The following is a 14,717-nucleotide window of genomic DNA, read 5'->3' on the forward strand; positions in this document are numbered from 1 at the left end:
CGCGCGGCGCGCCCGCCGCACGGCGGCGCGCTGGTTACGAACCTATGGAGAGCTGCTCTCTTCTGGTAAGAAGGCACCTGGAAGTGCGTATCCCACCCGCAGGGAGGTTGCCATGCCCACCCGCACCGCTGCCCAGCGCCGTGCCGAGGCCCGCGTCGCGTACGACGCGTTCATCGCCGCCTGCCCGTCCCGGCAGCTGCTCGACCGGCTCAGCGACAAGTGGACGACGCTGGTGATCAGCGCCTTGGCCGGCGGCCCCCGGCGGTACGCGGAGCTGGCCAGGACCATCGCCGGGGTCAGCCAGAAGATGCTCACCCAGACCCTGCGCTCGCTGGAGCGGGACGGTCTGGTCACGCGCACGGTGACGCCGGCCGTCCCGGTCCGGGTCGACTACGAGCTGACGGCGATCGGCAGGGAGCTGCTGCCGGTGCTCGGCGCGGTCAAGGAGTGGTCCGAGCGGCACATCGAGCGGGTGCTGGACTCGCGGGAGGAGTACGACTCCCGGGCCACCCGGGAGGAGGGCGCGGCCGCGTCCCGGTGAGACGCGGCCCGGCCGCCGCGGGGCTACGCCAGCCCCGCCACCAGCTCGCCGATCTCGCGGCGGCGGCCGGTGAAGAACGGCACCTCCTCGCGGACGTGCCGCCTCGCCTCGGAGCCGCGCAGGTGCCGCATGAGGTCCACGATGCGGTGCAGCTCGTCGGCCTCGAAGGCCAGGATCCACTCGTAGTCGCCGAGGGAGAACGAGGCGACGGTGTTGGCCCGCACGTCGGGGTAGCCGCGCGCCATTTTGCCGTGGTCGGCGAGCATGCGGCGGCGGTCCTCGTCGGGCAGCAGGTACCAGTCGTAGGACCGCACGAAGGGGTAGACGCTCACGTAGGCGCGCGGGGTCTCCTCGGCGAGGAACGCCGGGACGTGGGACTTGTTGAACTCGGCGGGGCGGTGCAGCGCCATGTTCGACCACACCGGCTCCAGGGTGCGGCCGAGCCGGGTGCGGCGGAAGAGGTTGTACGCCTCCTGGAGCGCGTCCGAGGTCTCGGAGTGCCACCAGATCATCAGGTCGGCGTCGGCCCGCAGACCGGACAGGTCGTAGGTGCCGCGTACGGTGACGTCCTTCGCGGCGAGCTGGGCGAACAGCTCCGCCACCTCGTCGGCGTAGCCCGTACGGTCCTCGGGCAGCGCCTCCCGCAGGCGGAACACCGACCAGAGGGTGTACCGGATGACCTCGTTGAGGTCCTTCGCCTTCTTGCCCGCGTTGGGGACCTTGGCAGGGGTGGTGTCGGGGGTGCCGGTCGAGTCGCTCATACCCTCATTCTCCCGCGCCCGCCGCGCCGCCCGGCACCAGGGTGCCCGGCGCCAGGGTCCGCAGCACCCCGGCCGCCGCGGCGCGCCCGCTGCCGACGCACGCCGGGATGCCCACCCCGTCGTAGACGGCGCCGCACACCGCGAGGCCGGGCAGTTTGCCGACCTGCTCGCGGATCCGGCGGACCCGGTCGGTGTGGCCGACCGCGTACTGCGGCAGCCCGGCCTCCCAACGGGTGACACGGGCGGCGACCGGGGCGGCCCGCAGGCCGGTGGCCTCGCCGAGGTCGTCCCGGGACAGCCGCACCAGGTCGGTGTCGTCCCGGGCGATCACCGCCTCGTCGCCGTAGCGGCCGACGGAGGTGCGCAGCACGAAGGTGTCGCCGCCGGCCTTGTCCAGCCAGCCCCACTTGTGGCTGGAGAAGGTGGACGCCTTGATGGTGCGGCCGTCGACGGGCGGGACCAGGAAGCCGCTGCTGCGGGGCAGGCCGAGCAGGTCGCGGCGACGGAAGGCCATGGTGATCAGGGCCATGCCGGCGTACTCCACGGCGGCGAGCCCGGCCGCGGCCGCCGGTGCCTCGGCGGCCAGGAGGCGGGCGGCGGCGGGCGCGGGAACGGCCAGCACCACGGCGTCGGCGGTGAGGGTCCGGTCGTCGAGCCCGACCTGCCAGCGGTGCGCGCCGGTGCGGCGCAGTTCGCGCACGGCGGCCCCCGTCTCGATGGTGACGCCGGCCGCGCGGCACGCCCGCGCCACGGCGAGCGGCAGGCGGCCGACGCCGCCGCGGATCCCGTTGAAGACCGGGCCGGCCGGGCCCGCGGCGGCCGCCTTGCGCTGCAGGCCGCGGGCGGCCTCGATGAGGGAGCGGCCGTCGTGGGCGGCGTTGAACAACTGCGGCACGGCGGCCCGCAGCGAGATCTCGTAGGCGTCGCCCGCGTAGACGCCGCCCAGCAGGGGTTCGACGAGGCGGTCGACGACCTCGTGGCCGAGGCGGGCGGCGACATAGCGGCCCACGGCGACGTCGTCGCCCATGTCGGTGCGCGGCAGCACGTGGTCGAGCGGGAGCCGGGCCAGTCCGGCCGCGGACAGCAGTCCGGAGGCCGCGAGCGGGCGCAGGTCGCCGGGAACGCCCATGACGTGGCCGGACGGCAGGGGCCGCAGCCTGCCGCGGGTCCACACCGTGGCGCCGAGGACGGCCGGCGGTTCGAGGTCGTCGCCGAGCCCGGTCTCGCGGGCGAGCGCCACCGCCTCGGGCCGCCGGGCGAGTATCGACTCGGCGCCCAGGTCGACCGGCACGCCGGCGATCTCGTCCGCGTGGAGCTTGCCGCCGAGCCGCCGCGAGGCCTCCAGCAGGGTCACCGCGGCTCCGCCGCCGGCCAGCTCCCAGGCGGCGGCGAGTCCGGCGATCCCCCCGCCGACGACGACCACGTGGGCGCCGCCGGCCTGCCCCGCGGCACCGGCCGCGCTTCGCGTCTGGCTCATCTCCCCACTGTCTCAGACGCCGGATCGAGGCCCGACCGTGACCCCTTCGCAGCCGCGGCCGGAAACCGGGCGGGAGGGGGCCGCGTCGAATGCGTGACGGATTCCAACAGCCCTGTCATCGGGGGGACTTCATGAGGCGTACGAGGGCGGGCCGCGCGACGGCCGCCGGCGGGTCGGGGAGACCGGGCGGACCGGGGGCGGGCGGACCGGTGGGCGGTACGGGACGGCGAAGGGGGGCCGCGGCGCTGGGGGCGCTGCTGCTGGCGGCATCGCTGGGGGTGGCCGGGTGCGGCTCGGGAAGCGGCGGGAGCGGCGCCTCGCACGCCGACAACGCGGCCGCGGGCCCCGCCGCCCGCGGCGCGGCGCCGGACCTGTCCGGCCCGAACGCGTCCGGCTCGAACGCCTACGGCCCGAGCGGCGCGCCCGCCGGCGTCCCGTCCGCGACCGGCACCGGCACCGGCACCGGCAGTAAGGCGGCTGCGGGCGGCACACCGTCCGCCCGAGGGCAGGCGCAGGCGACGTACCTGGCGCGCACCGCGAACCTCACCGTCCGCACCCCGCACGTGGAGGACGCGCTGGACCGGGCCCGGCGGCTGGCCGCGTCGGCGGGCGGGTACGCGGGCGACGAGGACACCGCGGTGGACGACCGCGGCCACGTCCAGTCGACGGTGCAGCTGCGGGTGCCGCCGGCGGCCTACGACAGCCTGCTCACCGAGCTGGCCGGGCTCGGCACGCTGCTGGAGCGCAAGGTGAGCGTCGAGGACGTCACCGGCCAGGTGGTGGACGTCACCAGTCGCGTCAAGTCGCAGCAGGCGAGCGTGGCGCGGGTGCGGGCGCTGATGGACCGGGCCGGGTCGCTGACCGACGTGGTGGCGCTGGAGAGCGAGCTGAGCACCCGCGAGGCGGCGCTGGAGTCGATGGAGGCCGAGCAGGCGGCGCTGAAGTCGCGGGTGGACCTGGCGTCCGTCACGCTGCGGCTCGTCGAGCCCGCGGCCAAGGCGGCGCCCGCGGCGCCGGAGCGCGAGAAGGACCACGGCTTCTGGACCACCGTCGGCCACGCCCTGCGCGACGGCTGGCACGCGTTCTGCGTGGTCGTGCGCACGGTGCTCGTGGTGCTGTCCGTGGTCGCGCCGTTCGCGGCGGTCGCGGCGCTGGTGTGGTGGGTGTACCGGCTGGTACGGCGGCGGCTGCCGCGTACTGGAGCGGTCCCGCGGGCGGCGTCCTCGCTTCGCGGCCCGGCGGGCGCGGGCAGGGGCGCGGACGCGGACGTGCCGAGAGTGCCCGCGTACCCCGCGTATCCCGCGGCGCCCGCCGCCGCACCCTCCGGTGCGGATACCGGCACGGGCGCGGGCACGGGAACGGACGCGAACAGAACCGCGGACGGGAACGCGAGCGCGGACCGGGAGCCGCCCGGGGCGTGAGGCGCCGGGCGACTCATGCCCCCGGGCCGTGCGACGCCGGCCGGGCGGGACCGGCCGGCGTCGCGTTCAGCGTTCCGTGGCGCGGTGCACGAACTCCACGAGGCGGGTCAGCTTGTCCGGGTCGGTGCTGGGCATCACGCCGTGTCCGAGGTTGAAGACGTGGCCGCCCCCGGCGGCGGTCACGGCCGCGGCGGACTCCAGCACCTCCCGGGCCTTCGCCTCGACGGCCGCCGTCGGGGCGAACAGCACCGTCGGGTCGAGGTTGCCCTGCAGCGCCTTGCCGGGCCCGACCCGGCGGGCCGCCTCGTCCAGCGGCACCCGCCAGTCGACGCCGACCACGTCGGCGCCCGCCTCGCCCATCAGGCGCAGCAGTTCGCCGGTGCCGACGCCGAAGTGGATGCGCGGGACACCGTAGGAGGCGACCGCGTCGAAGACCTTCGCCGAGGCGGGCATCACGTACCGCTCGTAGTCGACGGGGGCCAGCGCCCCGGCCCAGGAGTCGAAGAGCTGGACCGCGCTCGCGCCCGCCTCGATCTGCACCTTCAGGAACGCGGCGGTGATCTCCGCGAGCCGGTCCAGCAGCGCGGACCACAGCTCGGGCTCGCCGTACATCATGGCCTTGGTGTGCTCGTACGTGCGCGAGGGCCCGCCCTCGATGAGGTAGCTGGCCAGGGTGAAGGGCGCGCCCGCGAACCCGATGAGGGGGGTGGCGTCCAGTTCGCCCGTGAGCATGCCGACGGCCTCGGTGACGTACGGGACGTCGTCCGGCTCCAGGTCGCGCAGCCGGTCCAGGTCCGCGCGGCCGCGGATCGGCTCGGCGACGACCGGGCCCACGCCGGGCTTGATGTCCAGGTCGAGACCGATCGCCTTGAGCGGCACCATGATGTCGCTGAAGTAGATGGCCGCGTCGACCTTGTGCCGGCGCACCGGCTGCATGGTGATCTCGGTGATCAGGTCCGGCCGCGTGCACGACTCCAGCATGGGCACGCCCTCGCGCGCCTTCAGGTACTCGGGCAGGGAGCGCCCGGCCTGCCGCATGAACCACACCGGGGTGTACGGGACGGGCTCACGCCGGCAGGCGCGGATGAACGGGGAGGCAGCGGTCGAGGCAGCGGTCTGCGAGTGCGCGGTCACGCCGCAAATCCTCGCACGCGCGCGGCCCGGGCCGCCCACCGGAGGCTCCGCGTGCCGCGTCCCGGGGCGCCGCGGGCGAATGGGCGGCGACAAGTACGGTGTTGGTCCCCGCGCCGCGCGCCGCGGGCGCTTACCCTTCCGGGCATGGCAGCGGTTCACGGGCACTTGGGCGACGAGGCTCCCTTCCCCTTCCGGCACGCGGTGGAGAGCCTGCGGACCGCCCGCTTGCGGGCCGAGGTCAGGATCGAGGAGACGGCGGCGCCGCGGCGCCTGGCGGCGTACGCGTACGCCCTGGAGGCCACCGTGCGGGTCGACGGCGAGGAACTGGCGGACGGGCGGCTGGTGCTGCTGCACGAGCCGGACGGCCAGGAGGCGTGGCACGGCGACCTGCGGGTGGTGACGCTGACCCGCGCCGAGCTGGAGCCGGAGATGGCCGGCGACCCGTTGCTGCCCGAGGTGAGCTGGTCGTGGCTGACCGGCGCCCTCGCCGCGCGCGGCGCGGCCTACGGGGAGCCGAGCGGTACGGTCTCGCGCGCCTCGTCGCACTACTTCGGCGGGCTCGCCGACCGGGAGGACGAGACGCAGATCGAGATCCGGGCCTCCTGGACCCCGCGGGAGGCCGGCGGCGAGGCCCCCGACCTGGCGGCCCACCTCGCGGCCTGGTGCGACCTGCTGTGCGCCTGCGCCGGGCTGCCGCCGTCCGACGCGCCGGACTCCCCGGTGCGCGGGGCGAGCGGCGTCGTGCCGCTGCCGAAGCGGCGTACGTGACGGCGCCGCCGCCCGGCGGCGCGGGCACGGCCCGCCCGGCCGGTACGGAACGCACGGCCGGTACGGAACGCACACGCACGGCCGGTACGGAACGCACGGCCGGTCCGGCGCACGTGACCCGCCGGGCCGTCCCGCGCGTGTGACCCGCGCCCCGGCCGCGGGCGCTGCGGGCGGCACGGCCCGGCGGGCGGCGCGGGCGGCGCGGGCGCGAGTCCGGCGGGGCGCTCGTCTGTGCCCCCGTTGGCCGTCCGTTCGATCGGCCGTCCGATTTGCCGCAATTGATACCCAATAAATCGTGATCTTTCCCTAAAGCCGGGGGCATTTGCTGCCGAAGAGGACTGTGACCCTTTCAGTCCCCTTTGCCACAGGAGGCCCGGTGTCCGTCCTTCTTGAGCAGCCCACGAGCCTGGTCGCCTACCGTCCCAGCAAGCCGACGGCCATGGTCGTCGTCGCCGACCCCCGCGTCCGCTCCACTGTCACCCGGCACTTGTGGGCTCTCGGGGTGCGCGATGTCATCGAGGCCTCGTCGATCGCCGAGGCCCGGCCGCGGGTCGGTAACCCCCGTGACATCTGCGTCGCCGACGTCCACCTGCCCGACGGGTCAGGGCTGACCCTGCTCGCCGAGACGCGGGCCGCGGGCTGGCCGAACGGGCTGGCGCTCTCGGCCGCCGACGACATCGGCGCGGTGCGCAACGCGCTGGCCGGCGGCGTCAAGGGCTATGTCGTGACCGGTACCCGCAACAGCCCAGGCGCGCTCGGCCTGCGCCCCGGGCTGGCCCCGCTGGGCGCGACCGCCGCCCGGCTGCAGCGCCGTCCACCGGGCGTGGCCGGCCACCCCGGCGGTTACCGGGAGCTGTCAGGACGCGAGGTCGAGGTGCTGCGGCTGGTCGCGGAGGGCCAGTCGAACAAGGCGATCGGTGTGTCCATGGGCCTGTCCGCGCTGACCGTCAAGAGCCACCTGGCGCGGATCGCCCGCAAGCTCGGCACGGGCGACCGGGCGGGGATGGTCGCGGTGGCCCTGCGTACCGGCATCATCCACTGAGCGCGCGGGGCGGCGGCGCCCGTCGGCGGAACGTTCCGCCGACGGGCGCCGCCGTGCGCGGGCCCGCGGCAGGCGGAACGGTTCGCCCCCGCTGCGACGGTTCAGCGCGCAACAAGCCGTGCCCGGCTACCCTTGACAGGTGACCGACGCCAGAGAGACCGCAACCCAAGCAACCTCGGCGCCGGTCCCGCTGCTGGACCCGCGCGAGGGAATCCCGCCGGTGACCGCCAGCCCGCGGGCGCTCGCAGACGTGGTCGCTGCCTTCGCCGCGGGCTCCGGCCCGGTCGCCGTCGATGCCGAGCGCGCCTCCGGCTACCGCTACGGCCAGCGGGCCTACCTGGTCCAACTGCGCCGCGCCGGAGCAGGGACCGCGCTGATCGACCCCGTCGGGTGCCCCGACCTGTCCGCCCTGGACGACGCGCTCGCCGGCACGGAGTGGGTGCTGCACGCGGCCACCCAGGACCTGCCCTGCCTGGCCGAGCTGAACATGCGCCCGACCTCCTTGTTCGACACGGAACTGGCCGGACGGCTGGCCGGGTTCGCCCGGGTGGGCCTGGGCGCGATGGTGGAGAACGTGCTCGGCTACACCCTGGAGAAGGGCCACTCCGCGGTGGACTGGTCCACCCGGCCGCTTCCCGAGCCCTGGCTGCGGTACGCCGCGCTCGACGTGGAGCTGCTGAACGACCTGCGCGACGCCCTGGAGGAGGAGCTGCGGGTCCAGGGGAAGCTGGAGTGGGCGCTGGAGGAGTTCGCGGCCATCGTCGCGGCCCCGCCGCCCCCGCCCCGGGTCGACCCGTGGCGGCGCACCTCCGGCATGCACAAGGTGCGGCGCAGGCGGCAGATCGGCGTGGTGCGCGAGCTGTGGCTGGCCCGGGACAGGACCGCGCGCGAGCGCGACGTCTCGCCCGGCCGGGTGCTCAGCGACGCCGCGATCGTCGCCGCCGCGCTGGAGGTCCCGCCCAACGTGCACGCGCTCGCCGCGCTGCCCGGCTTCGGCCACCGGATGGGCCGCCGCCAACTGGAGCAGTGGCAGGCCGCGATCGACCGGGCGCGGGCGCTGCCCGAGCGGGAGCTGCCGCTGCCGTCGGCCTCGTACACCGGTCCCCCGCCGCCGCGGGCCTGGGCGGACAAGGACCCGGCCGCCGCGGCCCGCCTGTCGGCGGCGAGGGCGGCGGTCTCCGCGCTCGCCGAGGAGCTGGGCCTGCCCCAGGAGAACCTGGTCTCCCCCGACACGGTCCGCCGGCTGTGCTGGACCCCGCCCTCGGAGCTGACCCCCGAGGTCGTGGCCTCCACGCTGTCCTCGCTGGGCGCCCGCCGCTGGCAGATCGGCCTGATCACCGCGCCGCTCACCCAGGCCCTGGCGGCCCGCCCCTCCGAGCAGTGACCTGCGGCGGGTGACCGCCGGTAACCACCCTTCGGTGTGACCTGGGACGCTTCCGCGAGTAGGGCTGTGCACTCGGGTTACCCGCGAGTAGCATGAGGGTCCAGTAGCTGCGCCCAGCCTTCGAAGCGCGTCCGGCCCTTCGCTCGCCCTCTCCCGGGTACGCCGGGTCCGAGCGCCCGGAGGCAAGCGAACACACAAGAGGGAGAGCCAAACGTGCCTCGTACCGGAAGGGACGTCGTCTTCGTCGACGGCGTCCGCACCCCGTTCGGCAAAGCGGGCCCGAAGGGCATCTACCACGAGACCCGCGCCGACGACCTGGTGATCAAGTGCATCCGGGAGCTGCTGCGGCGCAACCCCGGTCTGGACCCCGCCCGGGTGGACGAGGTGGCGGTGGCCGCCACCACGCAGATCGGCGACCAGGGACTGACTCTGGGACGCACGGCCGGCATCCTCGCCGGACTGCCGACGACCGTGCCGGGCTTCTCCATCGACCGCATGTGCGCCGGCGCGATGACCGCCGTGACGACCACGGCCGGCGGCATCGCCTTCGGCGCGTACGACGTGGTGGTGGCCGGCGGCGTCGAGCACATGGGCAGGCACCCGATGGGCGAGGGCGTGGACCCCAATCCGCGCTTCGTCTCGGAGAAGCTGGTCGACGAGTCCGCCCTGTTCATGGGCATGACCGCGGAGAACCTGCACGACCGCTTCCCGCACCTGACCAAGCGGCGCGCCGACGAGTACGCGGTGCGCAGCCAGGAGAAGGCCGCGAAGGCGTACGCCAACGGGAAGATCCAGCAGGACCTGGTGCCGATCGCGATCCGGCGCACGAGCGAGGAAGGCGGCGAGACCGGCTGGGGCCTGGCCACCGCCGACGAGCCGATGCGGCCGGGCACCACGCTGGAGCAGCTCGCCGGGCTCAAGACGCCGTTCCGTCCGCACGGCCGGGTCACCGCGGGCAACGCGGCCGGTCTCAACGACGGCGCCACCGCCTCCCTGCTGGCCGCCGAGGACGTGGCCCGCGAGCTGGAACTGCCGGTGAAGATGCGTCTGGTCAGCTACGCCTTCGCGGGCGTGGAGCCCGAGGTGATGGGCGTCGGCCCGATCCCGGCCACCGAGAAGGCGCTGGCCAAGGCCGGCCTGGGCATCGACGACATCGGCCTGTTCGAGATCAACGAGGCCTTCGCCGTCCAGGTGCTGTCGCTGCTGGACCACTACGGCATCGCCGACGACGACCCGCGGGTCAACCAGTACGGCGGGGCCATCGCCTTCGGCCACCCGCTGGCCTCCTCCGGCGTGCGGCTGATGACGCAGCTCGCCCGGCAGTTCGAGGAGCAGCCGCAGGTGCGCTACGGCATCACCACCATGTGCGTCGGCTTCGGCATGGGCGGCACGGTGATCTGGGAGAACCCGCACTGGAGCGGAGCCGGCAACGGCCGCGGCGAGGGGAAGAAATGAGCAGCACGCAGGAACTTCTGAAGGGTGCGGCCGAGCTGTTCCCCGGCGAGGTCGTCACCGCGGCGCACGTACGGCACCTCGATCTGCCGGGCGGCGTCGGCAGGTTCGCCCTCATCACCCTCGACAACGGCTTCGACCACACCAAGCCGACCACCTTCGGCCCGCAGTCGCTGGCCAACCTCGACGCGGCCCTGGACCAGGTCGAGAAGGAGGCCGCGGCCGGCGAGATCGTGGGCGTGGGCGTCACCGGCAAGCCGTTCATCTTCGCGGTGGGCGCCGACCTGAAGGGCGTGGAGCTGCTCAAGCGCCGCGAGGACGCGCTGGCGGTGGGCAAGGGCGGCCACGACGTCTTCAAGCGGCTGTCGTCGCTGGCCGTGCCGACCTTCGCGTACTACAACGGCGCCGCGATGGGCGGCGGCGTCGAGGTGGGCCTGCACTGCACGTACCGGACGGTCTCCGCCGCGGTGCCGGCCTTCTCGCTGCCCGAGGTGTTCCTCGGCCTGGTGCCCGGCTGGGGCGGCTGCACCCTGCTGCCGAACCTGATCGGCGCCGACCGCGCGGTCACCGTGATCATCGAGAACTCGCTCAACCAGAACCGGCAGCTCAAGGGCGCGCAGGTGCACGAACTCGGCATCGCCGACGCCCTGTTCGAGGCCGCGGACTTCCTGGAGCAGTCGCTGGCCTGGACCGCGTCCGTACTCAAGGGCGAGATCGAGGTGGTCCGCGCCGAGGTCGACCGCGGCGAGGCGTGGGACCGGGCGGTGGCCCGCGGCCGGGCCGTCGCCGACGGCAAGGTGCACGGCGCCGCCCCGGCCGCCTACCGGGCGCTGGACATCATCGACGCCGCCAGGAACGGCGACCTGCGGCAGGGCTTCGACGCCGAGGACGCCGCGCTCGCCGACCTGATCATGGGCGGCGAACTGCGGGCCGGCATCTACGCCTTCAACCTGGTGCAAAAGCGCGGCAAGCGCCCGGCCGGGGCGCCGGACAAGTCGCTGGCCCGCCCGGTGAACAAGGTGGGCGTCGTCGGCGCGGGCCTGATGGCCTCGCAGTTGGCGCTGTTGTTCGCCCGCCGTCTGGAGGTGCCGGTCGTGCTGACCGACATCGACCAGGAGCGGATCGACAAGGGCGTGGCGTACGTGCACGGCGAGGTCGACAAGCTCCTGGCCAAGGGCCGGGTCGGCCAGGACAAGGCCAACCGCCTCAAGGCGCTGGTCACCGGCCACCTGGACAAGGCGGCCGCCTTCGGGGACGCGGACTTCGTCATCGAGGCCGTCTTCGAGGAGATGGGCGTCAAGCAGCAGGTCTTCGCCGAACTGGAGGCGGTGGTCCGGCCGGACGCCGTCCTGGCCACCAACACCTCGTCGCTGTCGGTCTCGGAGATGGCCGAGAAGCTGGAGCACCCCGAGCGGGTGGTCGGCTTCCACTTCTTCAACCCGGTCGCGGTGCTGCCGCTGCTGGAGATCGTCCGCGCCGCCGCCACCGACGACGCCTCGCTGGCGACGGCGTTCGCGGTCGCCAAGAAGCTGAAGAAGACCGCGGTGCTGGTCAAGGACGCCCCGGCGTTCGTCGTCAACCGCATCCTGACCCGCTTCATGGGCGAGATCCAGAACGTCATCGACGAGGGCACGCCCGTGGCCGTGGCCGAGAAGGCCGTCGAGCCGCTGGGCCTGCCGATGTCGCCCCTGGTCCTGCTGGAGCTGGTCGGCCCCGCGATCGGCCTGCACGTCTCCGAGACGCTGCACCGGGCCTTCCCGGACCGCTTCAAGGTCTCGCCGAACCTGGCGGCGGTCGTCAAGGCCGGCAAGCGCGGCTTCTACGTCTACGACTCGGGCCGGCCCGAGCTGGACCCGGAGGTCGCCGCGCTCCTCAAGCAGGGCGACACCGTCCTGACCGAGGAGCAGGTGCGGGCGCGGGTGCTGGACGCGGTGGCCGGGGAGATCGGCCTGATGCTCGCCGAGAACGTGGTCGCCGAGCCCGAGGACATCGATCTGTGCCTGATCACGGGCGCCGGCTGGCCGTTCCACCTGGGCGGCATCACCCCCTACCTGGACCGTGAGGGCGTCTCCCGGCGGGTCAACGGGAAGGACTTCCTGGCGCCCGGGGTGGCGAGCGTCCCGGCGTAGGGCCGAACCGGACGAAGCGGCCCGGTCCGGTGCTCTCACGCACCGGACCGGGCCGCTTCGTGTGTTCCCCGGACGCCGGGGCGGCCGTCAGCCCAGCAGCGTGGGCGTGGGCGCCGGCGTGGCCTGGACCGCGATCACGTGCTTGGCCTCCTTGAGCACCATGGAGCGCAGCTTCTGCGGGGTCAGCGTGGTGTGCACGGTCTTCACGACGGTGTCGTTGATCTGGACGGCGGGCACGTCGCCGAGGTGCTGGGCGGCGAAGTCGGCCTGCGACTCCTTCACCCAGCCGTCGTGGTCGCCCTGCTCCACGCACGGCTCGAACTTGCCCATCTGGATCTTGCCGGTCTTCTTGGCCAGCTTCTCCATGAGCTTGACGCTGTTCAGCTTGTCGGTCTTCGGGTCGTCCGGCTGGTGGTTCCAGACCTGCTTGACGAACGCGGTGAACCTTGCCTGGTCCTGCGCGCACGCGGCGGCGTTGGCCGCCACCTTGGAGCCGCTGCCGCCGTACTGCGCGTCGGAGGCGGTCACCAGGCGGTAGTGCAGGCGGGCCTGGCCGGTCAGGAGCAGCTGCGTGAGCATGGGGCTGTACTCCTGCTCGAACGCCTTGGACTCGGGGCTGCGCAGGTCCTCGTAGATGGTGATCGTGACCGGGACGGAGGGGTTCACCGGTACCGAGAGCCTGGGCTGGTTGCCGGCCGTCGGGCTCGGCGTGGCGGTGCTCACCGGGCCGGTGGGGACCACGGCCGGGGCGGCCACGCCGTTGGGCTCGGAGACCTTGTCGTCCTTGTGGGCGCGCACGTGGGCGCCGATCAGCGCGGAGCCGCCGAACACCACGGCCATGGCCGCCAGGGTGACCGCGTAGGGCCGCAGCCGCTGCACCGGGCCCTTCCGCTTCTTCAGGCCCGGAACCGCGCCGCCGCCGGACTTTCCGGGTCCCTTGGACTCCGTCATGACTACGCCACCTCGATTGTCCCGCACTGTTCTCCGCGCATTTCTACCATCGCGGCGGCCCCGGACGTCACTCAGGCCCCGTTCCGGGGGAACCGGCGGGCGGGCGCGGGGCTGTGCCGGCCAGCCGGCTGTGCGAACGGCCGTAGCCGAAGTAGATCAGCAGCCCCAGCAGCATCCATCCGGCGAACCGCAGCCACGTCTCCACGGTCAGGTTGAGCATCAGCCACAGCGAGGCGCACACCGAGAGCGCGGGCAGCACCGGCACCCAGGGGGCGCGGAAGGAGCGGTGCAGGTCGGGGCGGCTGCGGCGGAGCACGACGATGCCCACGGCGACCACCACGAAGGCGAACAGGGTGCCGATGTTCACCATCTCCTCCAACTGGGAGACCGTGAAGAACCCGGCGATCAGGGCCACCGCGGCCCCCAGCAGCACGGTGGTCCGGTACGGCGTGCCGAGCCGCGGGTGCACCCGGGAGAAGGCGCGCGGCAGCAGTCCGTCGCGGCTCATCGCGAAGAACACCCGGGTCTGGCCGAGCAGCAGGATCAGCACCACCGAGGTGAGGCCGACGGCGGCGCCGAAGCTGATCGCGCCGGACCAGAAGGGCGCGCCGACCGACTTGAAGGCGGTGGCCAGGGGCGCGGTGGTGTCCAGGTCGGAGTACTTCTGCATGCCGGTGACCACCAGCGACACCGCCACGTACAGCACCGTGGTCACCACCAGGGAGCCGAGGATGCCGCGGGGCACGTCGCGTTGGGGGCGGCGGGTCTCCTCGGCGGCGGTGGCCACGATGTCGAAGCCGATGAAGGCGAAGAAGACCACGGCCGCGCCGGAGAAGATGCCCATCACGCCGAACGACGAGGGCGTGAAGCCGAACAGCACCTGGACCAGCGGCGCGTGCAGGTCGCCGCCGCCGCCCGGGTTCGGCTTGGAGGGCGGCAGGAAGGGGTGGTAGTTGCCGCCGGTGACGTAGAAGATGCCGGCGAAGATCACCATGAGCACCACGGTGATCTTGACGGCGACCACCAGTCCCGTGATCCGCGCCGACAGCTTCACCCCGGCCAGCACGATCCCGGTGAGCACCAGGACCAGTCCCGCCGCCAGGATGTCGAACCCGAAGTGGCCGCTTCTGTGGCTGAGCGCGTCGGGCACGTGGATCCCGAAGTGCGACAGCAGCTCGGCCACGTACCCGGACCAGCCGCCGGCCACCACCCCCGCCCCGAGGGCGAGTTCGAGCACCAGGTCCCAGCCGATGATCCAGGCGGGCAGCTCGCCGATGGAGGCGTACGAGAAGGTGTACGCGGAGCCGGCCACCGGCACGGTGGAGGCGAACTCGGCGTAGCACAGCCCGGCCAGCGCGCACGCGACGGCGGCGGCGACGAAGGCCAGGGCGACGGCCGGGCCCGCGTACTGCTTGGCGACCGAGCCGGTGACCACGAAGATCCCGGTGCCGACGATGACGCCGACGCCGTAGACGACCAGGTCCAGGGCGGACAGTTCGCGGCGCAGGTGGTGCCCGGGCTCCTCGGTGTCGGCGATGGACTGCTCGATGCTCTTGGTGCGCAGCAGGCCGCGCGGACCGGGCGGACCGGGCCGCGGGCCGTTCCCGTCGCGGGTGCCGATGTCCAGGCCCACGTGCGTCACCTCCGGGTCGCTGCG

12 protein-coding genes are annotated in these 14,717 nt (G+C 74.0%); 7 read left to right on the plus strand and 5 right to left on the minus strand.

Translation table 11 applies throughout. The features are described 5' to 3' along the window. Window positions 1-112 precede the first annotated feature (112 nt). The gene (locus K7G61_RS25775) at window positions 113-541 is read left to right on the plus strand and encodes a helix-turn-helix domain-containing protein (protein WP_225849363.1); all 429 of its coding nucleotides are present in this window, start codon (window positions 113-115) and stop codon (window positions 539-541) included. 23 nt (window positions 542-564) lie between these two features. On the opposite strand, the gene hemQ is transcribed toward K7G61_RS25775, so the two are convergent. Together hemQ and hemG are read right to left on the minus strand one after the other, a co-directional pair. Then, a complete protein-coding gene (gene hemQ / locus K7G61_RS25780) occupies window positions 565-1,302 on the minus strand; it encodes a hydrogen peroxide-dependent heme synthase (RefSeq protein ID WP_225849364.1) in 738 nt (245 codons plus the stop codon). A 4-nt stretch (window positions 1,303-1,306) separates the two neighbouring features. Next, a complete protein-coding gene (gene hemG, locus K7G61_RS25785) occupies window positions 1,307-2,779 on the minus strand; it encodes a protoporphyrinogen oxidase (protein WP_225849365.1) in 1,473 nt (490 codons plus the stop codon). Between the two features lie 209 nt (window positions 2,780-2,988). Here hemG and K7G61_RS25790 point away from each other — a divergent pair, with 209 nt between their 5' ends. Further along, entirely contained in the window at window positions 2,989-4,200 is a 1,212-nt protein-coding gene (locus tag K7G61_RS25790; protein WP_308190701.1) for a DUF4349 domain-containing protein, read from the plus strand. Between the two features lie 66 nt (window positions 4,201-4,266). Here K7G61_RS25790 and hemE read toward each other — a convergent pair whose 3' ends face one another. Beyond that, entirely contained in the window at window positions 4,267-5,334 is a 1,068-nt protein-coding gene (hemE, locus tag K7G61_RS25795) for a uroporphyrinogen decarboxylase (protein WP_225849366.1), read from the minus strand. 144 nt (window positions 5,335-5,478) lie between these two features. On the opposite strand from hemE, the gene K7G61_RS25800 reads away from it, so the two are divergent. The 5 genes from K7G61_RS25800 (at window position 5,479) to K7G61_RS25820 (ending at window position 12,109) form a co-directional block, all read left to right on the plus strand. Beyond that, window positions 5,479-6,102, plus strand: a complete 624-nt coding sequence (locus K7G61_RS25800) for a DUF3000 domain-containing protein (RefSeq protein ID WP_225849367.1) — start codon at window positions 5,479-5,481, stop codon at window positions 6,100-6,102. A gap of 376 nt (window positions 6,103-6,478) precedes the next feature. Continuing rightward, a complete protein-coding gene (locus tag K7G61_RS25805) occupies window positions 6,479-7,144 on the plus strand; it encodes a response regulator transcription factor (protein ID WP_225849368.1) in 666 nt (221 codons plus the stop codon). 139 nt (window positions 7,145-7,283) lie between these two features. Next, window positions 7,284-8,528 (plus strand): ribonuclease D, encoded by a 1,245-nt coding sequence (locus K7G61_RS25810; protein ID WP_225849369.1) that lies wholly within the window; start codon window positions 7,284-7,286, stop codon window positions 8,526-8,528. Window positions 8,529-8,741: 213 nt separating this feature from the next. Further along, a complete protein-coding gene (locus K7G61_RS25815; protein WP_225849370.1) occupies window positions 8,742-9,983 on the plus strand; it encodes an acetyl-CoA C-acyltransferase in 1,242 nt (413 codons plus the stop codon). Then, window positions 9,980-12,109, plus strand: coding sequence for a 3-hydroxyacyl-CoA dehydrogenase NAD-binding domain-containing protein (locus tag K7G61_RS25820; RefSeq protein WP_225849371.1), 2,130 nt, complete (start codon window positions 9,980-9,982; stop codon window positions 12,107-12,109). Before K7G61_RS25815 ends, K7G61_RS25820 begins: the two co-directional genes overlap by 4 nt. A gap of 87 nt (window positions 12,110-12,196) precedes the next feature. On the opposite strand, the gene K7G61_RS25825 is transcribed toward K7G61_RS25820, so the two are convergent. Both K7G61_RS25825 and K7G61_RS25830 read right to left on the minus strand, forming a co-directional pair. Next, complete coding sequence (locus K7G61_RS25825; protein ID WP_225849372.1) at window positions 12,197-13,060, minus strand: thioredoxin domain-containing protein; 864 nt, start codon at window positions 13,058-13,060, stop codon at window positions 12,197-12,199. A 67-nt stretch (window positions 13,061-13,127) separates the two neighbouring features. Further along, window positions 13,128-14,687 (minus strand): amino acid permease, encoded by a 1,560-nt coding sequence (locus tag K7G61_RS25830; protein WP_225849413.1) that lies wholly within the window; start codon window positions 14,685-14,687, stop codon window positions 13,128-13,130. Between the last annotated feature and the right edge of the window lie 30 nt (window positions 14,688-14,717).

It is taken from the genome of Streptomyces sp. HPF1205 (assembly GCF_020400825.1).
GTDB lineage: Bacteria > Actinomycetota > Actinomycetes > Streptomycetales > Streptomycetaceae > Actinacidiphila.

What these genes read in the sequence shown, in the direction of transcription:
- K7G61_RS25775 (WP_225849363.1), top strand. Translation starts at nt 113, where the DNA reads ATGCCCACCCGCACCGCTGCCCAGCGCCGTGCCGAGGCCCGCGTCGCG.
- hemQ (WP_225849364.1), bottom strand. Translation starts at nt 1,302, where the DNA reads ATGAGCGACTCGACCGGCACCCCCGACACCACCCCTGCCAAGGTCCCC.
- hemG (WP_225849365.1), bottom strand. Translation starts at nt 2,779, where the DNA reads ATGAGCCAGACGCGAAGCGCGGCCGGTGCCGCGGGGCAGGCCGGCGGC.
- K7G61_RS25800 (WP_225849367.1), top strand. Translation starts at nt 5,479, where the DNA reads ATGGCAGCGGTTCACGGGCACTTGGGCGACGAGGCTCCCTTCCCCTTC.
- K7G61_RS25820 (WP_225849371.1), top strand. Translation starts at nt 9,980, where the DNA reads ATGAGCAGCACGCAGGAACTTCTGAAGGGTGCGGCCGAGCTGTTCCCC.
- K7G61_RS25825 (WP_225849372.1), bottom strand. Translation starts at nt 13,060, where the DNA reads ATGACGGAGTCCAAGGGACCCGGAAAGTCCGGCGGCGGCGCGGTTCCG.